The following is a 22,359-nucleotide window of genomic DNA, read 5'->3' as shown; positions in this document are numbered from 1 at the left end:
AACTCCATTCGGAACTGCGCCGCCAGTTCACCCCGCTGTGACGATGCCCGGAATAGGTCGATCACCCGATGCCGTTCCCAGCGGTTTAGGCCGACTGTGTTGGATGTATCTGCTCGATCGAACCCGGAGCGTCAGCCGTGACCACACCCATGGAAGTACCCGAGTACAGTCGCCGAACGATCGCCGCCTACGAGGGCTTCGCTGCGCACTACGACACCCTCTCGGGCCCTGAACTGGAGCCGAATATCGAGAGCGCTCTGCGCCGAATCGCCAAGCTGGTCCAGCCCGGCGGCCTGGTCCTCGAAATCGGGTCCGGTCCCGGCCGCGAGGCAGACTTTCTCGAACAACTCGGCATCCATGTCCGGCGGACCGACGCCACCCAGGCATTCGTCGACATCCAGGCCGGCAGAGGCAGGACCGTACATCTGGTGAACGTCATCAGCGATGACCTCGGTGGGCCATACGACGCAGTCGTGGCCCTGTGTGTCCTGATCCACGTGAGACGGAGTCAGACCGATCTCGTCCTGCGCAAGGTCGCCGCTTCCTTGAGCCCCGGCGGTGTCTTCTACATGTCCGTTCGGGACGGCAGCGGCGAGGAAGAGGGTGACTACCACATGGTGTATTGGCAGCACGAGGAGTTCGCCGCACGACTGATCCGTGCCGGTCTGTCCGTCGAGTGGCACGAGCGGCATGTCGACTGCGACGACGATGCCTGGTTGTCCTATATCGCCCGCAAAGCCTGAGGCGGTAAGGGAATTCGGCGCGCAGAACTGAAGCTGGCGAGGTATCGGCCTGGAGATCATTCCCTACCTGCCGATGGTCTGTTGGTCGGCTTGCAGAGCCATTGGCCGCGCAATTCCTCGGCCATCCCTAGATTGCCTAAGGCAACTGCCTTCGTCACGATAGCGCCCGCGTTCCGGAACCGGGCCAGGTAGCGTTCGTACCGACGCCCCGAGGAGGGGTAGCTGTCGACGTGGCCGTAGAACGATCCGAGACTGCTCGAGGCGACGCCTGCAGCACGCAGATCGCCCCTCAGAACGGCAGCCGTCATGGCAGCCTCCTGAAGTTCAAGGCCATCGGCCGGCGACCTCCGCACGGACAGATATCCGTGCATGCGGTCAACCAGCGCACCGGCCAGTCCGTGATCGCCGTTCCCGACAGCGTCCAAGACGACGGCGACCAGGGTCGCGTATTCCGATTCGAACCAGTCCGAAGCCTGCCGTTCACTGTCGAACCTGAGCGGGACAAGGCCGGCCGCCGGAACTTCGAGCGGCGCGGGATCCTTCCCGGTCATGGTCATGCTTTGAGCCGACTCGGCCGAGTGTAGGTACCAGCTCAGGATTCGGCGTACGACGGCAGTTCTCTGGGCCGGCGGCTCGACCGTAATCGCCATCTCCATGGCGAAGCTGTGGACCAGATCGTGCAGCTCGAACCGGCCGATACTCACCCCTTGCAGGAGGTGCGCTTCGACCAGCAGGGTCAGGGAGCGCGCAGCGTCGGCGACAGAGAGACTCGCTAGCGCCGCGGCGGCCGGCAAGCTGAACGACACACCTGGATGCAGACCCAGCAGCCGGAACAACCGGGCCGTCTCACCGTCGAGCGCCCGGTACGAGGAAGACAACACGACGCGAACGCTCGTCGGGCTGTCCGTTCCGGTCCCGAGGGAGTTCAATCTGGTCTGCTCAACCCTTAGCTCGACCACTAGGTGCCGAATCTGGGCATCGGTCAGTCCAGCAACCTGCTCGGCTGCGATGACCAGGGCCAGCGGCAGCCGGTCACAGAGCTCGGTGAGTTCGGCCAGAACACCGTCGGACGAGTCCTTGACCGGCCGAACCCCTCGCCCGAGCAGCTCCAGCGAGTCACCGAAAGACAGACAACCGAGGCGGAGCGAGGCCTTGCCGTTGCCATCCAGGAGATCGTTCAGTGGGCTGCGGCTGATCACCACGGCCAGACTGCAGGTCTCGGGTAGCAGCGGCCGGACCTGGTCCACATCGATCACGTTGTCCAACACCAGCAGGATCCGCCTGGACGCCAAGGTCGACCGGAGCAGGGTCATCCGCCTTGCGAAGCCGGCCGGTGGCTGATCCGGCCGAAACCCCAAGCCGCCGAGGAGGATCTCCGCAGCCTCCTCCGCGGACGTCCTGTGCCCGAAGCGGTACCGTCCGAGATCGAGATAGAGCTGGCCACCGGGGAACCGATCAAGCACGCGGTGAGCCCACTGAGTCGCCAGCGCGGTCTTGCCAGCTCCTTCCACACCGTGGATCACAACCGTCCGCACCCCTTCCGCCAGGGCCTTGTCCAGCCTGGTCAACTCTTCGGTGCGACCGGTGAACCACGGGTCGCAGGGAAGAAGCCGGCGCGGCACCGGCCAGCGGTCAACGGCACCGGAGGTGCTCGCGCTATCACGTGTCTCGGCCAGGAGCAGCTCTGAGTGGATCAGTCTGAGTTGGGGCCCAGGCTCGCCCCCGAGCTCGTCCGCGATCCGGCGGCGGATACGGCTATAGCGGTCGAGCGCATCCGCCCGACGGCCACTCCGGGCCAGTACGACGATCAGCCTTGCCCACAAGGACTCCCTCAGGGGATACGACTCGGCGAGTTCTTCGAGCTCGGCCAGACCATCTCCATGTCGCTCGGCCGCGATGTCCAGATCGGTCAGCCGTTCGACCACCGCCAGGCGGGTCTCGACCAGCGGCGGTGCCGCTACCTCTAGCAGCAAGGCAGATCCGACTCCGGTAAAAGGATCACCGCGCCACAGGGCGAGGACGTTCACCGCTGCGGCTCGATCGTCGATGCGCAGACCAGCGAGCCGCGCGAATCTCGAGGCGTCGACCTGATCCCCGTCGATCTCGAGGAGATATCCTTCACCGACCGTCTTGATCAGCTCCTGGCCGATGACAGCGCGCAAGCGCACGACATAGGCCTGGAGAGTTGACCGCACGTCATGCGGCAACTCGGCGTCCTCCCAGACGACCGATGCCAGGCTGTCGGCTCCGATGACTTCCCGTGGCCGCACAGCCAGACCCGCAAGCACAGCGCGAAGCCGTTGGGCAGGCAGGTCGACCGGTCTCCCGTCGACCAGCAGTTCGAACGGCCCCAGGAGCCGGATTTCTACCTCGGCCATGGCTGCCTCAAGCCGTCAGGTGGTCAGGTGTTGCATGACCAACGCTACGGAGCGTGCGGATCGGCGAGAAGAGTATCCACAGGGTCGCAGTCGCCAGACCCGCCGCGCCGAGAACCATAGCTCCCCTGTTGCCCAGCTGGCTTGCCAGCAGGCCACCGCTCAAGGCCCCAACAGGGATGCCACCCCAAGTGATCAGGCGATAGGCAGCGTTGACCCTGCCGCGCAGTTCGACCGGGGCAGCCACCTGCCGGATAGTGACTGCGTGCGCGTTGGAGATCCCGATGCCGATGCCCATCACGAAGAACACGGCCATCAGTAGCTCGAAGGCCCAGGCTGGGGCGGCCAGAGCAGACGCCAGCGGCGCTGTGTTGCCGAGCGCAAGTGCTGCGAGCAGCACCTTGCCGTAGCTCCACCGTGCGGTCAGCCGGCTGCCGAACCAGGCACCGACAAAGGAGCCGGCCCCACCGGCGACCAGGATCGCGCCCAGACCAGCAGGCGAGATCGAGAGATCACGCACCGCATACAGCATGAACCCGATGGTGAAGACCTCCTGAAACACGTTGAAGGTCATCGCTCCTCCCAGCAGAGCGCGCAGGTAGGCGTTGGACAAGACCACGCGAAAGCCGGAGGCGACCTCGCGGAAGGGTGACCGGCTCGTCCGTGCTGGAGTCTGCTCGTCCACCTTGATCCGGCTCAGACTGATCGCCGACAGCAGGTAGGTCACGGCATCGACCGCCATCGCGATCGGCGCGGTCAGCGACTGCACCAGGACGCCGCCGATCCCCCGGCCACCGATCTCCATCGCCGACTGCGTCGCGGCGATCTTCGCGTTCGCATCGGACAGCTGGTGCACGGTGGTCACCGAGGGCAAAAAGGTGAAGTCCGACATCTGGTACAGCACCGTGAGCACGCCTGCGCCGAAGATCACGCCACAGAGCAATCCCATGGACACCAGGTCGAACCAGACCGACAGCGGGATCAGAGCGATCAGGACGAAGCGGCCCAGGTCGGCACCGATCATCAAGCGCCGGCGCCGGCTGCGGTCGACAAGCAGGCCGATCGGCAGGGTCGCCAGCAGAAATGGCAAGAACTGGGCTGCGCGGAGCATTCCCAACTCGCCCGAGCTCGCCGAGAGCGTGACCAGCGCGAGCAGCGGCAACGCGAGCTCGGCGACCTCGGAGCCGAACGAGGAGATTGCCGATCCGGTCCACAACCACCGAAATCCCTTGCTTGCCCAAGCACTCGTCATCACCTCTTCCTGCGGCGTCGTGTCTGTGGCCTCCGCGGCCTGGTGCACGGGTGCATCGCCTGATCCCACCGCACGACCTCTTCCACCATCGGTGCCCGGCGCGCTGATCCCCGTCCGCGGCGCCCTGTCATGAGCAGAGTGGCCGTAAACCACCTCCCCGCACATCGGGCATCCGCCCTATCCGCGAGCCGCTACCGGGTGGCCTCCAGGGCATGACCCGTCATGGTTCACCGCCGTGACCTCGCAAGCCAGAGCTGTGCACGACACCGCCGGGCGCTACCCTTCATGGAGACCTACCAACCGGCGCCGTCTCCCGCCGTTCGCCTTCCTGGAGGAGGTGTGCCTTGAATCGCCGGGTGAGCCCCCTACTGGCCGGCCGCCAGACCGAGCTGGTCCTGCTGACCGACGCGTTCAAGGACGCCGGCCAGGGAAGCACCCGAACAGTGCTGGTCAGCGGTGAAGCCGGCGTCGGCAAGACAAGGCTCATCCGCGAATTCCTCGACCGGTTGCCTTCCGGAGCGCGGTCCTTGACCGGAGCCTGTCTCGACCAGAGCGATGCGGGCCTCCCGTATGGACCCTTCCGGTCCATGCTGCGTGATCTGGAGCGGGAGTACGGCGGAGCCGGGATCGCTGCCTTGATCGGGGACCCGAGCCGCAACGAGCTCGCCCGGCTTCTTCCGGCTCTCGGCGCTACCCCGTCCGCGGACGACGCTGCTCTGGCCAAGGCAAGGATGTTCGAAGCGTTCCGGTCATTGATCGAGGCGATCTGCGCTGGTGGAACATGTGTCCTCGTCATCGAAGACGCACATTGGGCAGACCGGGCGACTCAGGATCTGTTGACCTATCTGGTCGCCACTCTGGCCGACTTCCCACTCCTTATCCTGGTGTCCTTCCGCACGGAAGAGGCCCAGACGGCGAACCAGCTCCGCCGGATTCTTACCGAACTCAGCCGCCTCGTCCAGGTCATATGTATCGACCTTGCGGGACTCACGCAGGCAGAGGTCGCCCAGCAACTGAACGGGATTCTCGGGGAACCAGCGTCGCCCGAGGTGGCAGCTGCGGTGCATCGGGTCAGCGAGGGTGTTCCGCTGTTCACCGAAGCCCTGATCGGACCTGACGGCTCGGTCCGGACCACACTGCCGGAGTCGCTACGAGGTCTGCTGCTGAGAATGGTCGAGGATCTCCCGGCCGAGACTCAGCAGCTCCTCAAAGCGACAGCGGTGGGCGGAACGGCAGTCGAGCATGAGCTGCTGACCCAGGTCACCGGACAGGAGACGCCGGAGCTCACAGCCACGATCGGCCCGGCAGTCACGGCGAAGGTTCTGCTCGGCGCCGGAGACGGGTACGCCTTCCGCCACGGGCTGATCCGTGACGCGATCGTCGCCGGCCTGCTGCCTGGGGAGACCATCGAGCTTCACCGCCGGTACGCAGAGGTTCTGACTGCGACAGCCCTGGACGACTCCCGGACCTGGAAGTCGGCAGCGATCGCCCGGCACTGGCTGGCGGCCCGTGAGCCCGCCCGCGCCTTCGACGCCGCTTGGTCCGCCTGCCGTAGCAAGGACGAGCAGATCGGTGTCGACGAAGAGTTGCAGATGCTCGAGATGGTTCTCGACCTCTGGAACCGGGTCGACAAACCGTCCGACAAAGCGGGAGCTAGCCGTCTCGACGTACTGGAACTGGCGGCCGGCGCGGCCTGCTGGGCCTGCGAGAGTGCGAGAGGGCTCGTTCTGGTCGAGGAGGCTTTCAAGGAGTTGACGGAACAACCGGCCCCGGAGCGGAGCGCCGAACTGCTGCAGGAGCGCGCCATCATGCGGCGCATGATGATCGTTCCCGGAGAAGTCGACGACCTCCAGGAAGGCATACGGCTGGCTGGACAAACCAGCACCCTGCGGGCCGAACTACTCGGCCAGCTGTCTCGCGCCCTGATCGTGCGCGGTCGCCACGACGAGGCCCGGCCCCTCGGTGTCGAGCTCACCGACCTTGCCGATCGACTGCCCTCCGCCGGAACACGACTCGAAAGCCAAATCACGTCGGCCGCTCTGGCAGTCTGTGACGGTGGCGATCCCCAGCTCGCCTTTGCCGGCACGCTCGACGACGCGCAGGCGTACGGATGTGGGGACCACGAGATCGTGGCCTACGTCTGCCTTCTGCGAGCTCTCTGCAGTCGAGGTCAGCATCCTGTTGCGATCGACCGTGGCCGTGCCGCACTCGAACTGGCTGTCGATCTTGGTAGGACCCGTTACGCCGGTCCGGTGATCGCCAACCAACTCGTGAATTCTTTGGTTGCGATGGGACGATGGGACGAAGCCGACAAGGTCATCGACGGCGCGCTACTGATGAGGCCACCGCTCATCGAACGGCTGAAGCTTCTGGTCTGGAGCGGCATCGTCGCCGTTGGCCGTGGTGACTTCAGCACAGCTACGCGCGTGGTGCGGGAGCTGCAACCACCGGCAGGCCTGGACGCCGATGACGGCTCATACCGCTTGGGCCGCATGCGATTCCTGATCGAACTCGCCGCAGCCGAGGGGCGACCCGACGACGTGGCGGGGCTGGCGTCCCTACTACCTGCAGTGATTCCGAACACCGACCCCGGCGACGCCTGGCCGGCGGTCATGGCGGCAGCCCTGGCTGTCGAGAACCTCGCCGGATGCGAGCGCATTCGCGAAGAACTGCAGTTGACGGCTGCGGCTCTGAGACGGCTGGGGCCTCTCGAGAACGCCTATGCTGACACTGTTTCGGCATCCCTCCTCTCCCCGCCGTCCAACGACGCGGTCGAGCGCTGGCTCGCCGCGGCTCAGAGCTGGCTCGACCTCGAGCAGCCGTACAGCCGGGCACAGACACTGGTACGCGCAGCTGCGTCCCTCGCCGCGGCCGAGGAACGCCAAGCCGCCAAGCCGCTCCTCATCGAGGCCTCCCAGGTCGCTCGAGATCTCTCAGCCCGCCCGTTGAGCGACCGGATAGCCACAGTCGCGCGACGAGCCAGGATCTCTCTGGGCGTCAATGACGATTCGGTGCCCAGAGCACCTTTCGGTCTGACCGAGCGCGAATGCGAAGTCTTACGCCTGCTCGTAGCCGGACTCAGCAATCGGGACATCGCAGAGGCCTTGACCATCTCGCCGAAGACCGCAGGAGTCCACATCTCCAACATCCTCAGGAAACTCGACGTCCCAACCAGGGCCGCTGCCGCCAGCGCAGCCCACCGTCATCACCTCCTGTAACCCATCGAAGGCAAGCGGCAACGCTCCGACTTGTGGCGTCGGCAGATAGGGCGATCACCCGATGCCACCGGTCACCAGCACTGAAGACTGGGCGACCGCCCGGGCACTGCTCCTCGTCGAGGAGAAGCAGGCCACTCACACCCTGGACGCCCTCGCCGCCAAATGCCGTCGGCTGCCGATGACGCGACTCGAGAAGAGCTACATCCTGCACGGTCCAGAGGGAGACGTCAGCCTCACCGAACTCTTCGACGGCCGCAGGCAGCTGATCGTCTACCACTTCATGTACGGCGCGAACTGGACCGACACGTGTGGTGGATGCTCTCGCCGGATGGACGACGTCGGACGTCTCGACCATCTGCACGCGCGCGACACCAGCTTCGTCGCAGCCGCTCCCTACCCGAAGATCGTCGACCTCTGGACACGCAAGGGCTGGACCGTGCCGGTCTACTCCTCCCACGGCAGCAGCTTCAACACCGACATGGGAGTGACGCTGAACGGTGAAGAGAACCGATCTAGAACAAACCGGAGCAGCGACTCTGGTTCTCTGCCCTACCGTCAGGCCGATCTCCTTGAGGGGTCCATTCGAGTCTCTGAAGGCGATCTGAGGCCGCAGCCCGCGAGCCTTGTACGTAACGAAGGCCGCACGACCGATACCGGCTGGAGTCTCGAGGGAGGACGGTTGATTTATTCAACCATCACTGACCGAGGCCGCATTGGCTCTGAGCCGCAGCTGGATCGCACCAACCGGACCCATCCAGGAATCAGAGGCTGAGCCTGCATATCGCCCGGAGCGTTCCGGCAAGAGCGGCGCTGCCGTTCCTGGGTGCTGATTCGCGTCGAGCAGCGATCCGGCCTCGACCCCATTCGACCGCGACCCCGGGCGTGCTTGGCTTCAAACTAACGCCTCCGACCCGGTGGTCACCACGTCGGCGGACAGTCTGTCAGCCGACGCAGCGCACGACGCGGCTCAATGGTGCTTGTTACATTCAGAGCCGCATCGCCGCGCTATCCGAAGTCGAAGGTGATCCAGCGGTCCGGGCGGGCCGTGAAGAGAACGAAGGTGCCGGCCGGGTTGGCGATCTCTGTTTCGGCGAAGGTCCGCGCTGCTTCGGCGGGCAGATAGCGAGACGTGATTGCGACGACGTCTTCGATGGCGGGCGACCGCTCCGCGCGCACCACCGCGCATTCGACAGTGACGTACTTGTACGGGAACTCCGGCTGTTGGACACAGAAGCTGAACCGCCCGGCCTCTTCGAGTAGACCCGCCTTGCGGGCCACTCGGCCTTGTGTACCGGTGAAGAACGTCAGCCTTCCACCCGGTCGGTAGGAGTACCAGATCGGCACGGTGAGGGGAGGTCGTTCGTTGCCGGTGGCAACGCTGAGGACGCCGACGTGGGGTAGGGCCAGAAAGGTCTCCCGTTCGGATTGGCTGAGGCTTCCGGTCATTGTTTGTGTCCTTTGATGTTCTCAGTGTGTTGATGGAGCCGAGCGATAACGGGAATGGGATCCATCTCGGCGCGCCCGAAACGACGACACACGCCCTGGTCAGCCCGAGTGCGGAATGATGATCTCGAGCGCGGCCAATGCCACAATTGCCTCCATCAACGGGCCGAGCGAGCACGCGTTCAGCACGGACAAACTCGGAGACCGCAACCTTGATCCGTGGGCACGCCGCGGACTGTCGCGAGAAGAGGGAACAATGCTCATCCTGCCCGCGGCGACCTCTCAGTAACGGTGCCATACAACGCCTTCACCTCGCCTTCAGCCCAATCGACGGCTTGCACCCGAGCCGCGGGAGACCGACTTCCTCGGCCTGGCCCAGGCATGACCACCGCGCAGCCTTCCGGACGCGCGGTTGTCGTCGGCCGCGGTCAACTGGTGAGCGACCAAACGCTTCAGGGTGGCCAGTGCCCGCCGATACCGAAGGCGTGAAACGTACGCGGCTTGCTGGCTCAGCAACGATTGAATTTGAAGCCAGTACCAGGTGGCCGGAGCCGAGAAACATCGGCCACGCCGCGCTGCGCCGTCGGAGCGCGGCTGCTCCCAGGTTGACAGCACCGGAATGCGATGACCACCGGTGCGGCGTCGAAACCATTCGACGCGCCGGCCATGGACGCATCCGACGAGATTCAGATCGTCATTGTCCAGCCGCATGTCAATGAAACGACGCGTCGAAGGCTGAAGGACGAACTCTCCGATGGCACAACGAGCGACGACATCCTGCGTCTCCATCGCCTCGAAGGTCTGCTCTTGTCCGCCAGATCTACAGCGGTCGGAATGAACGCGGACCTGCAGGTGACTGGCGCCTTGACGTAGGTCACCGATCCGAGCGCCAGGCAACCGCCCGCGCCACTGCGACGGGACCCCGAGCGTCCTGCTTTCCTGGCTACCACTGATCGAAGGACCAGCTGGGATGACAAGCACTCAAGTGGGGACGATGCGTGTCCCAGTCACCGGGAGCCAATGCACGCGCGCGCCGTGAGGTGATCTGGCCGGTGTTGTCGATGTCGAACCCCCAGGAGAAGCCGGTCAACGGCACGACATGCCGTTCAACCTGCTCGAATGGAGTCCAGGCCAGGAAGCTGTGAGCGAGCCACGCCAGCGGCTTACGCTCGTCCCTTGACGGTGCGTCGAACAGGGTGGGTCTGACACCGAAGAAGGCATAGGGGGAAGGCGCGTCCTCGAACAGGAAGAACGGGTCCATCTCGAAGGCCGTCCCGTTGGAGGGGCTGTCCGTCGACCGGACTAGTTGGACCCAGCCGAACATCGCGCGATACCCCTGGGCAGGGTGCTCGACAACGGCACTACAGCACGGGAAACCGCCGGCCTCTGGGGGCTTACCGACCACTTCGGGCTCATCAACGAGCTCTACAGCCACCGTTACGGATCCTGCAGCACCGTCGTGGACGAAGGGGATGATCACATCCCCACCCTGCCCTTGATCCGCTTCAGTGCCAAGGGGCGAACCTGGGCAGAGCGCGAGAGACGCTCTGCGTCCGCACGAACCCTGGGTGCCTCAGAGTGGGCCAGTCGACTCGTTCACACCAGGTGCGGAAGATCGCCGACCGGACCCGAGGACTCGTTCCCGTGGGGCCAACAGACTCGTTCGAAGCCAGCGGTCTCTATATGACCAGAGGGCCTGGTTGCATGTTCAAGAGGTTGGAAGCGACCCAGAATTCCAGGCCAGGCTCGGCTTCCTCAATCAGATCCTTTCGGAAGGGGGGTGATCGCAGATCACCTCGGTGGCACACCGAGTGGGTAGACAGAAACATTCTTCGCTTGGGATGACGCTCGGCCAAGGATCATTCCGTCGGCCGATCAGGGGTTGGTTGAGTGGTGGGCGCGTCCGCACCCTCCGCCTCGGGGACCTGGCGGAGGGTGCGGAACGGAGAGAAGAGGAGAAAGGCGGAGCCGAGCAGGATGGCGGCTCCGCTGATCCACAGGGTGGGGCGGAGTCCGAACGCGGTGCCCAGAACACCGCCGAGAAGACTCCCGATGGGTGCGGCTCCCCAGCTGACGAAGCTCATCGTGGCGCTGACCCGGCCCTGGAGATCGGCCGGGCAGAGCCGTTGGCGGATGCTGATCTGCAGGATGTAGCCGACGATGATGCAGATCGCGGCTAGCAGCGTGGCGCCGACGTACCAGGTCAGTCGCCAACCCGGGCCTGTCAGCGCTTGGAGGGTGAAGGCGACTCCGATGCCGATCGCGCTCAGCAGCAGAGTCCGCGCGTCGCCGAACCGGACGGACAGTCGTTCCGTGAACCAGGACGCCGCCAGTGCCCCCACCAGCCCGGCCATGCTGAGCAACCCGATCGCGCTCGGGGACAGCCCGACCTCCCGGACCAGGAAGACCACCATCACCGCGCCGTTCGCCGCCTGGAACAGCATCGTCGTGGTCGTGTTCAGCGCGATCGGCCGCAGCAGCAGATTCCGGAAGACGTAGCTCAGGCCTTCGCCGATCTCCCTGCGCAGGTTGGGCTTGTCCGCGACGGCAGGCCGAGGTTCCGCAGTACGGATCGAGCGAAGCCAGAATGCTGACCAGCCGAAGCCGACCGCGTTGAGCCCGAGCGTGACCGCAGCCGTCAGCCACTGGACCAGGAATCCACCCGCTCCCGCGCCGATCACCGCTGCGACCGAATGGTTCGCGGCCAGTTTCGCGTTGCCCGGCAACAGTTGGTCTGGAGCCAGCAGCCGCGGGGGATACGCGCTGTGCGCCACGTCGAACAACACGGTCAGCAATCCAGCCAGAGCCAGTACGACGTATAGCTGCGTGAGGCTGAGTACTCCGAACCAAGCGGCGACGGGTACCGACCCGAAGAGCAGCGACCGGCCGAGATCCGTCCAGACCAGCACGGGCAGGCAGCGGATCCGGTCGACCCAGGCGCCGGCGAACAATCCGATCAACAGCCAGGCGGCGGTCTCGCAGGTGCGGAGCAGGGAGACCTGGAGAGTAGTCGCGTTCAGAGTGAGGACTGCGAGCAAGGGGGCCGCCATCATGCCGAGGCGGCTGCCGAGCTGACTGAGCAGCACCCTGCGTGCAGAGCTACTCGGGCAACTGTCTCGCGCCCTGATTGTGCGCGGCCGCCACGATGAGGCCAGGCCCTTCTGTGCCGAACTCGCCGAGCTTGCGGACCGGCTTTCGTCGGCCGCACCGCGACTTGAAAGCACGATCGCTTCGGCCGCTCTGGCCGCCCGTGACGGCGGCGATCCCCAGACCACCTTCGCCACCGCACTGGCGGACGCGCAGGCGCAGGGAGCAGGGGACGGTGAGATCCTGATCTATCTCTGCCTTCTGCGCGCTCTCTGCAGCCGCGGCCAGCATCCAGTCGCGATCGACCACGGCCGGGTGGCGCTCCGGCGGGTCGTCGAGCTTGGACGGACCCGCTACGCCGGCCCCATCGTGGCCAATCAACTCGCGAACTCACTCGTCGCGATCGGCCGGTGGGACGAGGCTATCGAGGTGATAGACGCCGCGCTACTGATGCGGCCAACGCTCAACGAGCGGATGAAACTGCTGGTCTGGAGCGGCATCGTCGCAGTCGGCCGGGGTGACTTCGGCACAGCCGCGCGTGGTGAGAGAACTGAAACCGCCGCTTGGCCTGGATGCGGATGACGGCTCCTACCGCATGGGCCGGATGCGCTTCCTGATCGAACTGGCCACGGCAGAGGGGCGGATCGATGACGTGTTCGAGCTCGCGTCCGGACTGCCAGAGCTGATTCCGAATGCCGACTCCGGCGACGCCTGGCCGGCCGTCATGGCAGCCGCCCTCGCGATCGACAGCATTGCCGGATCCGAGCGCCTTCGCGAGGATCTGCAAGCGACAGCTGGCTCCTTGAGACGGCTGAGCCCACTCGAGAACGCCTACGCGGACACTGTTTCGGCATCAGCTCTCGCGCCGACCTGCCCTGAAGCGGCTGAGCGCTGGCTTGCCGCGGCTCAGAGTTGGCTCGATCTAGAGCAGCCCTACAACCGGGCTCAAACGCTGGTACGCGCAACTGCGGCGCTCGTCGTGGCTGAGAACCGCCAAGCCGCCAAGCCCGTCCTGGTCGAAGCCGCCCAGCTCGCGCGAGATCTCTCGGCCCGCCCGTTGACCGACCGGATAGCGACTGTCGCGCGGCAAGCCAGAATCTCGCTGGGAATCGATGACGAATCGGTGCCCAGAGCACCTTTCGGTCTGACCGAGCGCGAGTGCGAGGTCCTGCGCCTCCTCGTGGGAGGGCTCAGCAATCGGCAGATCGCGGCGGCCCTGACCATTCACCGAAGACAGCGGGCGTCCACATCTCCAATATCCTCAGGAAGCTCGATGTGCCGACCCGCGCTGCTGCTACCAGCGCAGCCCACCGGCACCACCTGCTGTAAGGCCTCAAGCATGGACGGCAACTCGTCCGCCGCCGGCAGCGACAGATAGGTCGATTGCCCCATGCGGTTCCCAGTGGCTTACGCAGATCGTGGTTGACGTACAAGCTCATCCACGGTCCGAAGCCCCTGACGGAGGCATCCCGATGACTCACCAGCCGCTGGCCAGAGCCCGCAATCATCTTCGCGATCTCAGTCTCACCGTTCCCGAGGGGGCCCGAGGCGGGTGACTACCTCGATCACCCGCTCGCCGCCGGTGACCTCGACGGTAACGGCTGCTACTCCGGCGTCAGTGGGGTGGGCACGCGGATGATCTCCTTCATCGTCCGCAGGTTGCTGCAGATGGTGCTGACGGCCTGGCTGGTCAGCATCATCACCTTCGCCCTGTTCTGGTCGTCCCCCGTCCGGCCCGCCCGGGAGATCTGCAACTACAACTGCAACACCGCGCGGTTCGCCGAGATCAATCGGACCTACGGCTTCGACAAACCGCTGATCGTTCAGTACGGCACCTACATGAGTGGACTGGTCAACCCCCACGGCAGGCAACTCGGCAGTGAAGGCTCGAAGGAACAGTGCGACTGGCCATGCTTCGACCGCTCGATCCACACCGGTATCCAGGTCTGGGGCTCGATCACCGACGCCTTCTGGCCGACCTTCTGGCTCGCGGCCGGCGGCGCGGTCCTCTGGGTCACCAGCGGAGTACTGCTGGGAGTCACCGCGGCCCTCCGCAGAGGTCAATGGGTCGACAAAGCAGCAGTCGGCCTGGCCCTGATCGGCGCATCGCTGCCGACGCTGGTGATCGGCAACCTGCTGTACCTGACCTTCGTGGTCAAGCTCCAACTCCTTCCGAATCCCGACGCGGCCAACTTCGAACTGTCCGCCGCCGGGCCGGGAGCCTGGCTCAAGTCATACCTGCTGCCGTGGATCACCCTGGCGATGGTCTACGCGGCGCTCTACACCCGGATGACGCGAGCCCACATGATCGACGTCATGAACGAGGACTTCATCGTCACGGCCCGCGCCAAAGGCCTCAGCGAGAGGCGGGTCGTGTACCGGCACGGACTCCGCGCCGTGCTGGCACCGATCATCACCGTCTTCGGCCTCGACCTGGGCAACCTCCTCGGCGGCGCCATCATCACCGAGCAGATCTTCAGCATCTACGGGATGGGGCGGCTGACCATCGACGCGGTGCTGGGCATCGACCTGCCGACCATCATGGCCGTCGTCTTGGTGGTGACCGTCTTCGTCGTCCTCGCCAACGCGATCGTGGACATCGCCTACGCCTTCATCGACCCACGCGTCCGACCGTCGTGACCAAGCGGCAACGGTCCCTTCGGCCAGGACCAAATGGCGTTGGCCGCGGCAGCAGACCCCTGCATTGTCGGCTCATGAAGAAACTCATCGCGGCGATCGCCGCAGGTCTCGCCGTCGTCGCCGGTACCTCCCACGCCCCCGTATTCGCCGGCGGAGCACTGCCAACCACCTATGTCGTCTCCCAGGACCAAGGCGTCCTGCCGGAGAGCATCTCTGTCAGTCGCGACGGAACCATGTACGTGACGAGCTTCGGCACCGGCGCCGTCTACCGCGGCAACACCCGTACGCCGACCATGAAACCCTTCCTCCCCGCCGGATCGGACGGCCGGACCCGTGCGGCGGGCGTGGAAGTGGACAAGCGCGGGCGGGTCTACATCGCGGGCTACGACACCCACACCCTGTTCGTCTACAACCCGGACGGTTTTCTGGTCGCCAAGCGGGTCGCGCCGAACGCAACTGCCGCCCTCAACGACCTGGTCGTCACCGACGACGCGGTCTACGTCACCGACTCGGCGACCGGGATCCTGTGGCGCGCCTCGGTCGACGGCTCCCGAATCGGATCGCTGACCGAATGGATCTCACCGTCGCAGTTCCCCGTCACGCCAGGCTTCCTGAACGGGATCGTCGTCACCCCCGACCACCGGGTCGCGCTCGTCGGGGACGGCGGCACCGGATCCGGCGAGCCTGGGGACGCCCATCTGTACCGGGTCAGCCTGCGTGAGCGTCAGGTCTCCGAAGTCACCGTCACCGGCGGCTACCTGACCACACCCGACGGCCTACTGCTTGAGGGGAACCGCCTCTACGCGACCGTGAACTTCCCCGATGGTCACGGCAGTTGGACCTACTCGGTGGACCTCGCGGTGCTGAACGCCGACCTAACCTCGATGCAGTTGGTCCGGCGATCGGGAACTGCCCCGCGCTCGCAGGCACCGACCGCCATCGCACGGGACGGTCACCGCCTGCTATGGGTCAACAGCCAATTCGGTGGCAACCCATCGACCCCACCCTTCACCGTGACCCAGGTACCTGCGATCTCCTGACACTCTGCAGCAAGTCGGTCCCGAGCGGCGTCACGAGGTGCCGGACAGATGAGCCTGTCCGGTGGGTGGTGATCAGCCCGGCCGAGCGCAGTACGGAGGCGTGCTGGCTGGCAGATCCGGCCGAGATTCCGACGGCCTCGGCAACCTCACTGGTACTACGTCCGCCGGTCGTCGCCGACAGTACTGCCGCCCTGGTCCGTCCCAGCAGATCGCTGAGCGGCTCCCGGAAGGTCAACTCCGGCGGACGTTTCTCGATCGGGTAATGCAGGATCACCGGCGAGGTCCCGACATCCACGAAGTTCGGCACCGGTACCAGGTACGAGGGAACCAGGGTGACGCCTCGGCCGGCCGGGGTGATGACGATGTCGGCGCCGCCTGGGCATTCGTACGACAGGGTGGACGACTGCCACCGCAGCTGAGGGCTGAGCGTGTGCAGCACCCGGTCGATCCCCTGGTCGACGAAGGTGAGACCACGCGCTGCCCGATCCGCGTGCACCGCGGTCACCATCTCCGCCCAATAGGGGCCGACGGCAATCGCATGAAAGGCTTCGGCAGCGACGCCGAGCCTCCGCAAGGCAGCCGGATCACCAGCGGCGAGGTCGGCGGTCCGGGCCGGCAGCGCCCCACTCTCAATGGGCGCCCGAAGCTCTGCGAACAACAATTCCGGCGGTGTGGCCAGCATCTGTTCGAGCGCAGTCGCGAAATCGCTTTCGCTCGAGGTCGGCGTCAGAAAGTCCGGCATCCAGCGCGGCATCCCGCACAACTGCAGGTACGGCGCCATCACCGGCCGGATCGCCGCCCGGGTGGCCGCCGCCCAGGTCGCCAGATGCGGTGGTACCGGCAACGACTGCGTGATCCGTTTACCCGCAGCCGCAAGCTCCATCGTCGCCGACGGCTTCGACCGCACCGAAGTATGACTCAGATCCACCCCGTTCAACCGCAAGGTGAGCATTCGACCTCCCGAGTTGGTGTTACTCAGCCTTCCACCGAGGCACCGGAACCATTCTGCGATTCCTTCGCGGTCGCTGGAATACAAGCGATCACGCGGTGGATTCTCTTCGACTGGAGCATTCAGGTGAAATTGTGGTCAGCCGAGGCGCCGGCCGTCCAGTGTTTCGTCAGGCTGCCGGTAAGAATAGGGCGATCGCCTCATGCCGTTCCAGGCGGTTTAGACCGACCGTGGTCGAGTACCTTCCGAACAGACCACAGGAGTGTCAGCTATGACCAGTCCCCCTGGAGGTACCGAATACAGTCGCCGAACGCTCGCTTCCTACGAGAACCTCGCGGCACACTACGACCTACTGTCGGGGCCCGAATTGGAGCCGGTCGTTGAAGGCTCTCTGCGCCGGATAGCCACTCTGACCCGGCCCGGCGGCCTGGTTCTCGACCTCGGATCGCGACCTGGCAGGGAAGCCGACTTTCTTGAAGGCTGCGGGGTCCGAGTCCGGCGGACCGAGGCAATCCGTGAGAATCAGGCCACCCGAGGCAGGATGGTGGATCCGCTGGGCGTCACCACCGACGACCTGGGCGGGCCGTACGACGCGATCCTCGCCCTGTACGTCCTGATCAACGTACGACAGCGTCAGACCGACCTTGCCCTTACCAAGATCGCAGCCGCTCTCCGCCCCGGCGGATCCTTCTACGTGTCCATCCAGGACAGCAACGGCGAGTTACCTGGCGACTACCGCATGGTGTGTTGGCCGCACGATGAGTTCAGTGTGCGCTTGGTCCGCGCCGGATTCTCGATCGAGCGGCACGAGCGGCATGTGGACTGCGACGATCACGCGTGGTCGTCCTACATCGCCCGCAAGCTTTGACCAGCACTCGCCGACCTGTGGCATGCGGCGACGATGAGCCGTCGCAGCAGTTCGGCTGAGGCGAGGGTCGTCCTCTGCGGATAGGTGATCGGCCGACCCTCGATGCCTAGTCAGTAGTAGCGGCGAACGTTGGGCCAGAGGGTGGACCACAGGACTGTGGGTGCGGAGCAGAGGACTATGGCTGCGCCTTGCTCTTCGTTGTCTACGTTCAGGGTGTTGTCGAAGGTGGCGACCTGGTGGCAGTTACTGAAGTGGCGTTCGTACTCGGGGGTGCGTTGCTGTTCGACCAGGAGGACTGGGCCGGTTTGGGTGTCGGCGGGGCGACCGAAGTCGTAGAAGCTCATATGGCCTGAGTAGGTGATTGGCAGGCCATGGGAAGGGCCGTACTTGAGTAGAGCTCCCGCTTGGCCGTAGTTACCGGCGAAGAGAGTGGCTTGGGGGCGTTGGTCTGCGGGGATGGTTTGCCACGCTGCTGATACGGCCTCAGCCAACTCCGGCCAGCCGACCTGTTCGCCTTGTTCTTTGTTGACAGGGATAACGATGTTCACCGAAGAAGTCGGGACGACCGGGAGCGTGAAGAGCGCCGAGGTCAAAGCGGTCAGGACCAGCCCGACAGACAGCGTCGTGCGGCGGGAGCGGGAGCGGGAGATCCAGTCGATGGTCGGCTGGGCGCCTGCTGCCAGCAGGACCAGCACAAGTGGCAGGGCGTAGTACGACTTGCCACCTAGGGCCAGTACTACAACGCACAGTAGCGGGTAGGCAAGAGCCACCGGGCGGGCCCAACGGAGGGTGGGAAGGCGCCAGAGTCGGAGGAAGCCGGCTACCCAGATCGGGACAAGGAACGGGGAGATCTGCAGTAGCTGCAGCGGGACGAACATGATCCGGTTCTCTGTACCGTCGTCCTCGCTGATCCCACCGGCGACAGTGAGTTGGGGCCAGCCGTTGGTCGCCTGCCAGATCAGGTTCGGGGCGGCGATCACCAAAGCGACACCGATACCGGCCGGCAGCCACCAGCTTCGGAGTACTTGGCGAGGGCCAAGGACGAGTACTGCGACCAGCAACGCCCCCAGCGGTAGTACGACCAGGTACTTGTTCTCCAACGCAACGCCGACAGCAAGCCCGAGCGCCGGCCACCAGCGCCCGCCCGTGCGAAGGAGTTTGATCGCCAGCAACGCGATGACCATCCAGGCGAGCAGGTCGTACGTCGCGGTGGAGGCAAGATGACCGACGCCCATCAGGAAGCCTGACAGCGCGGCGCAAAGCGCCGCGAAGACCTGGCCGCGGCGATCATTCCCGAACTCCCGCGCCATGAGCGCGACAACCGCCACAGTAAGTGCCGACGTGATTGTCGAGAGCACCCGCAGGCCCATCGGGGTACTGCCGAAGATCGTCGTGGAGATCTTGACCAGCAGAGGAGTGAGCGGCGGCTGGTCGACGTATCCCCAGGCGAGGTGGTCCGCTGCGACGAGGAAATACAGCTCGTCGCGATGGAACCCGTACCGCCCAGACAACGCGGTGAGCACGGTCGCCAGTAGCAGCGCTATACCGGCGACCGGGCGCGTGGCGAAAGCGGGCACCGACGGACGCGTATCAATCGCGCCTCGAACGCTGGCAAACAATAGGAGAACTCCGTTCCGCTCAGCCCGTCCTGCCTAGTCGCCTGAGATTCCCCAGATCAGGTATTCGGACGGCTCGCCGTCGGCGTAGACGGTTGCGGCTACACCGGTCCAGGGTTCGATGTAGATGGTGAACAGGTCCTTCCCTTCGACGTCGGCGACGGTCGGCTGGTCGGCACCGAACAGATCACTGGTCTCCTCCGGGGAGAGCAGCCGGAGGGTGCTCGCCTCACTCTCAGGATCGACGGACACTCTGCTGATGTCGAGGATCGAATGGGTGCCCTCCTCCCAGAACTCCTCATCCTCCAACAGTTCGTCGAAGCTCTCGAGATTCTCGGGACGGGGCTCGGCGTCATCCCACACATAGTTGCCTTCAGCAAGCACCTTCTGCCTCAGCGTCCGGAGAGCCTCAGCCAGGTCGGTCGAATGCGGCGTGCGGTAGTCCCACCCAGAAGCACCCATCATCGTTCCTCTCGTTTTCTATGCGCGTACAGTGCTTCGACATCTGCCGCGTGTCTCTTCATGACGATATGGCGGCGCAGCGAAAGTTTGAGGGAGAGTTCGCCGTTCTCCTGGGTCCAATCGTTTTCCAGGATGGTGAACTTCTTGATGGATTCGGCCTTGGAGACAGTCGTATTGGCGTCGTCGATGGCCAGCTGGATCTCGGCGATCAGGTCCTTGTCGGTCGCCAGGGCCGACAAGGACCTGGGCTTGCCGTGTTTGCTGGCCCAGTCGCCGGTGGTTTCGGGGTCGATGGTGACGAGGGCGGCGATGAAGGGTTTACCGTCGCCAACGACCATGCACTGGCTGACCAGCGGGTGCAGCCGGATCCGGTCCTCCAACACTGCGGGGGCCACGTTCTTGCCGCCCGCCGTCACCAGGATCTCCTTCTTCCGGCCGGTGATCCGGATAAACCCGTCGCTGTCGAACTCCCCGAGGTCACCGGTGTGGAACCAGCCGTCCGAGTCGAACGCAGCCGCAGTGGCCTCGCCGTTCTTCCAGTAGCCGAGCATCACCTGGCCACCCTTGAAACACAGCTCGCCATCGGAGGCGACGCCGACCGTGACCCCCGGCAGCGGCTTGCCGACAGTACCGACCCGGATGTCGTCAGGCAGGTTCACGGCCAGCGCGGCCGTGGTCTCGGTCAGCCCATACCCCTCCAGGACCGGTACGCCGATACCGCGGAAGAAGTGACCGAGGCGCTCACCCAACGGGGCACCACCCGAAATGACGTGCTTGACCTTGCCGCCCAGCACGTCGCGCAGCTTCGAGTACACCAGCCGATCGAACAGCGCATGCTTAGCCTTCAACCCGAAACCGGGACCGCCCTGGTCAAGCGCCCGCGAATAAGCGACCGCGACCGCGGCAGCGGCATCGAAAACCTTGCCCTTACCGGACGCATGCGCAGTCTGGCTCGCGCTGTTGAACACCTTCTCCAACACCCGCGGCACACTCAAGATGAAGGTCGGCTTGAACTCGCCCAGATCCGCGACCAGGTTCTTCACGTCCGCCGTGTGCCCAACCCGGCCACGCATCATCATGCAACCGATCGGGATGATCCGGGCGAACACATGCGCCATCGGCAGAAACACCAAGGTGGACGCGCCGTCGACGGCGAACAGGTCCCGTTGGACCATGACCGCAGTGCCGACCTCGACCATGAAGTTCGCGTGGCTGATCATGCAACCCTTGGGCTGACCGGTGGTGCCGGAGGTGTAGATCAGCGTGGCCAGGTCGCCGGGGACCACCGCAGCACGGCACCGGTCGAACTCGGCGTCGGTTGTCTTCTGGCCGAGCACTGTGAGTTCATCGATTGCGCCGGACTCGATCTGCCAGACCTCGTGCAGCGCCCGTGTCTCGGCCCGGACAGATTCGACGACGGCGCACTGCGCAGCGTTCTCGACGACTGCGACGACCGCCCCGGAGTCAGCCAAGATCCACTGTATCTGCGACGCCGACGACGTCTCGTAGATCGGCACCGTGATCGCACCGATGCTCCAGATCGCGTAATCGATCAGATTCCACTCGTACCGAGACGCGCTCAGCAACGCGACCCGATCACCGTGCTTGACCCCAATCGCGATCAGGCCCTTCGCCACCCCGCCCACCTGACCGGCGAACTCGGCCGCGGACACGTCGACCCAGGCACCCTCGACCGGCCGGCTGAACACCACGGCGTCAGGATGCGAGGACGCGTTCGCCCACACCACGTCGGCGAGCCCACCGATCATCGGGGACTCGATCACAGCAGGAACGGTGAACTCACGCATCTGTGTCTCCTCACGGGCAATGGATCGTCGACCCTGACGCGCACCACACGGCTGCCCGGCACGTGCAACCTGTCATGAACCACCTTCACGACACCTTCACAACTCATTCATAGGACATCCAGACACATTGCTGATCGACCTCAAGTTTGTCGTGGCCCATCTATCACTGCGGGAGACCGGAACGCGCTGGATCGCCCAACTGTTGCCGGATCCAGGCCGTACCGCGGTGCCTTGGAAAGCGCACCTCGCACTCCTGCAGCGCCGCTTCAAGATCAGCTGACGACCCGAGCGGGCATACAGCGCGACCGCGATCAGCCACGCCCTGCCGTGGGGATACAGTCCGTTGGCAGGGTCTCGGAGGTGGGCAACCAGGTTCTGTCGCTCGGCAGTGGACCGGACGAGCTGATCCCGCAACTCGCGGAGCGCGCAGCGGACGACGGTGATCGTCGCGGTGTCGCCGAGATCGAAACGCCACATCGCCAACGAGTCATCGGGGTCGCCCATCCGGTACGACCATCCGTTCCCCATGGTGAAGCCCGTGCCTTCCTCCAGCGCATCCACACCGGGTGGCCTGAGGACTGCATCCACCTGGAACTCGGCGTCGCGCCAACCAGGCTTGAAGGAGCGGACCTGGACCCGAGCTCGGCCTCCATCAGCCGCGGTCAACATGAAGCGGTTACCGGACCGGAAGAAGCCAGCCTCCCTCAGCAGCGGCGCGATGTGATCACGCACGACGGTCCGGAGAGCGTTCGAGCGGAGCTCCTTGTCGCGGCTGAGCTCAAGGCAGCGGTTGCAAAGAGCTCGGAGCTAGCTCGTTGAGTAGGACAAAGCGCCACAAACAAGAACCTTCATGACGGT

The 22,359-nt window shown here is 65.1% G+C and carries 19 protein-coding genes; 9 read left to right on the top strand and 10 right to left on the bottom strand.

The genetic code is table 11. The annotated features are described in order from the left end of the window. Window positions 1-137 precede the first annotated feature (137 nt). Window positions 138-743: a class I SAM-dependent methyltransferase gene (locus G3I17_RS06115; RefSeq protein WP_203589795.1), complete on the top strand. Its 606-nt coding sequence runs from the start codon at window positions 138-140 to the stop codon at window positions 741-743. 56 nt (window positions 744-799) lie between these two features. On the opposite strand, the gene G3I17_RS06110 is transcribed toward G3I17_RS06115, so the two are convergent. Further along, window positions 800-3,121: a BTAD domain-containing putative transcriptional regulator gene (locus G3I17_RS06110; RefSeq protein ID WP_164594891.1), complete on the bottom strand. Its 2,322-nt coding sequence runs from the start codon at window positions 3,119-3,121 to the stop codon at window positions 800-802. Window positions 3,122-3,128: 7 nt separating this feature from the next. Beyond that, window positions 3,129-4,439, bottom strand: a complete 1,311-nt coding sequence (locus G3I17_RS06105; protein WP_164594890.1) for an MFS transporter — start codon at window positions 4,437-4,439, stop codon at window positions 3,129-3,131. 287 nt (window positions 4,440-4,726) lie between these two features. Between G3I17_RS06105 and G3I17_RS41515 the strand changes: the two genes are divergently transcribed. After that, complete coding sequence (locus tag G3I17_RS41515) at window positions 4,727-7,588, top strand: AAA family ATPase (protein ID WP_164594889.1); 2,862 nt, start codon at window positions 4,727-4,729, stop codon at window positions 7,586-7,588. Window positions 7,589-7,649: 61 nt separating this feature from the next. Further along, entirely contained in the window at window positions 7,650-8,360 is a 711-nt protein-coding gene (locus tag G3I17_RS06095; protein ID WP_164594888.1) for a DUF899 family protein, read from the top strand. Window positions 8,361-8,593: 233 nt separating this feature from the next. Here G3I17_RS06095 and G3I17_RS06090 read toward each other — a convergent pair whose 3' ends face one another. The 4 genes from G3I17_RS06090 to G3I17_RS06075 all read right to left on the bottom strand — a co-directional run bounded on the left by G3I17_RS06090 (window position 8,594) and on the right by G3I17_RS06075 (window position 12,117). After that, complete coding sequence (locus tag G3I17_RS06090) at window positions 8,594-9,034, bottom strand: pyridoxamine 5'-phosphate oxidase family protein (protein ID WP_164594887.1); 441 nt, start codon at window positions 9,032-9,034, stop codon at window positions 8,594-8,596. Between the two features lie 315 nt (window positions 9,035-9,349). Beyond that, window positions 9,350-9,820, bottom strand: a complete 471-nt coding sequence (locus G3I17_RS06085) for a hypothetical protein (protein WP_164594886.1) — start codon at window positions 9,818-9,820, stop codon at window positions 9,350-9,352. 154 nt (window positions 9,821-9,974) lie between these two features. Beyond that, complete coding sequence (locus tag G3I17_RS06080) at window positions 9,975-10,511, bottom strand: hypothetical protein (protein WP_164594885.1); 537 nt, start codon at window positions 10,509-10,511, stop codon at window positions 9,975-9,977. A gap of 379 nt (window positions 10,512-10,890) precedes the next feature. Further along, window positions 10,891-12,117: an MFS transporter gene (locus G3I17_RS06075; RefSeq protein WP_203589794.1), complete on the bottom strand. Its 1,227-nt coding sequence runs from the start codon at window positions 12,115-12,117 to the stop codon at window positions 10,891-10,893. A 43-nt stretch (window positions 12,118-12,160) separates the two neighbouring features. Here G3I17_RS06075 and G3I17_RS06070 point away from each other — a divergent pair, with 43 nt between their 5' ends. From G3I17_RS06070 to G3I17_RS06055, 4 genes are all read left to right on the top strand, one after another. Beyond that, window positions 12,161-12,700: a hypothetical protein gene (locus tag G3I17_RS06070; protein WP_164594884.1), complete on the top strand. Its 540-nt coding sequence runs from the start codon at window positions 12,161-12,163 to the stop codon at window positions 12,698-12,700. Beyond that, window positions 12,660-13,496 (top strand): LuxR C-terminal-related transcriptional regulator, encoded by an 837-nt coding sequence (locus G3I17_RS06065; protein ID WP_203589793.1) that lies wholly within the window; start codon window positions 12,660-12,662, stop codon window positions 13,494-13,496. The genes G3I17_RS06070 and G3I17_RS06065 overlap by 41 nt, the downstream gene beginning before the upstream one ends. 257 nt (window positions 13,497-13,753) lie before the next feature. Continuing rightward, window positions 13,754-14,758: an ABC transporter permease gene (locus G3I17_RS06060; protein WP_164594883.1), complete on the top strand. Its 1,005-nt coding sequence runs from the start codon at window positions 13,754-13,756 to the stop codon at window positions 14,756-14,758. A 74-nt stretch (window positions 14,759-14,832) separates the two neighbouring features. Continuing rightward, the gene (locus G3I17_RS06055) at window positions 14,833-15,798 is read left to right on the top strand and encodes a superoxide dismutase (protein ID WP_164594882.1); all 966 of its coding nucleotides are present in this window, start codon (window positions 14,833-14,835) and stop codon (window positions 15,796-15,798) included. Here the strand turns inward: G3I17_RS06055 and G3I17_RS06050 are convergent. Further along, window positions 15,767-16,750, bottom strand: coding sequence for a winged helix-turn-helix domain-containing protein (locus G3I17_RS06050; protein WP_164594881.1), 984 nt, complete (start codon window positions 16,748-16,750; stop codon window positions 15,767-15,769). The genes G3I17_RS06055 and G3I17_RS06050 overlap by 32 nt on opposite strands. Window positions 16,751-17,288: 538 nt before the next feature. Here G3I17_RS06050 and G3I17_RS06045 point away from each other — a divergent pair. After that, window positions 17,289-17,615, top strand: coding sequence for a class I SAM-dependent methyltransferase (locus tag G3I17_RS06045; RefSeq protein ID WP_164594880.1), 327 nt, complete (start codon window positions 17,289-17,291; stop codon window positions 17,613-17,615). A 110-nt stretch (window positions 17,616-17,725) separates the two neighbouring features. On the opposite strand, the gene G3I17_RS06040 is transcribed toward G3I17_RS06045, so the two are convergent. From G3I17_RS06040 to G3I17_RS06030, 3 genes are all read right to left on the bottom strand, one after another. After that, the gene (locus tag G3I17_RS06040) at window positions 17,726-19,192 is read right to left on the bottom strand and encodes a glycosyltransferase family 39 protein (protein ID WP_164594879.1); all 1,467 of its coding nucleotides are present in this window, start codon (window positions 19,190-19,192) and stop codon (window positions 17,726-17,728) included. 75 nt (window positions 19,193-19,267) lie between these two features. Beyond that, window positions 19,268-19,693, bottom strand: coding sequence for a hypothetical protein (locus tag G3I17_RS06035; RefSeq protein WP_164594878.1), 426 nt, complete (start codon window positions 19,691-19,693; stop codon window positions 19,268-19,270). After that, a complete protein-coding gene (locus G3I17_RS06030; protein ID WP_164594877.1) occupies window positions 19,693-21,501 on the bottom strand; it encodes a long-chain fatty acid--CoA ligase in 1,809 nt (602 codons plus the stop codon). Before G3I17_RS06030 ends, G3I17_RS06035 begins: the two co-directional genes overlap by 1 nt. A gap of 360 nt (window positions 21,502-21,861) precedes the next feature. On the opposite strand from G3I17_RS06030, the gene G3I17_RS06025 reads away from it, so the two are divergent. Further along, window positions 21,862-22,320 carry a hypothetical protein gene (locus G3I17_RS06025; protein ID WP_164594876.1) on the top strand — a complete coding sequence of 153 codons (459 nt, stop codon included), beginning with the start codon at window positions 21,862-21,864 and terminating at the stop codon, window positions 22,318-22,320. Window positions 22,321-22,359 lie beyond the last annotated feature (39 nt).

It is taken from the genome of Streptomyces sp. SID13031, from assembly GCF_010548305.1.
Lineage (GTDB): Bacteria > Actinomycetota > Actinomycetes > Propionibacteriales > Kribbellaceae > Kribbella.
This window is presented reverse-complemented; position numbering and strand designations above follow the sequence as displayed.

Coding starts and splice junctions, on each gene's coding strand:
- G3I17_RS06050 (WP_164594881.1), bottom strand. CDS start 16,750: ATGCTCACCTTGCGGTTGAACGGGGTGGATCTGAGTCATACTTCGGTG.
- G3I17_RS06090 (WP_164594887.1), bottom strand. CDS start 9,034: ATGACCGGAAGCCTCAGCCAATCCGAACGGGAGACCTTTCTGGCCCTA.
- G3I17_RS06045 (WP_164594880.1), top strand. CDS start 17,289: ATGGTGGATCCGCTGGGCGTCACCACCGACGACCTGGGCGGGCCGTAC.
- G3I17_RS06110 (WP_164594891.1), bottom strand. CDS start 3,121: ATGGCCGAGGTAGAAATCCGGCTCCTGGGGCCGTTCGAACTGCTGGTC.
- G3I17_RS06030 (WP_164594877.1), bottom strand. CDS start 21,501: ATGCGTGAGTTCACCGTTCCTGCTGTGATCGAGTCCCCGATGATCGGT.
- G3I17_RS06060 (WP_164594883.1), top strand. CDS start 13,754: ATGATCTCCTTCATCGTCCGCAGGTTGCTGCAGATGGTGCTGACGGCC.
- G3I17_RS06035 (WP_164594878.1), bottom strand. CDS start 19,693: ATGGGTGCTTCTGGGTGGGACTACCGCACGCCGCATTCGACCGACCTG.
- G3I17_RS06055 (WP_164594882.1), top strand. CDS start 14,833: ATGAAGAAACTCATCGCGGCGATCGCCGCAGGTCTCGCCGTCGTCGCC.
- G3I17_RS06085 (WP_164594886.1), bottom strand. CDS start 9,820: ATGGAGACGCAGGATGTCGTCGCTCGTTGTGCCATCGGAGAGTTCGTC.
- G3I17_RS06095 (WP_164594888.1), top strand. CDS start 7,650: ATGCCACCGGTCACCAGCACTGAAGACTGGGCGACCGCCCGGGCACTG.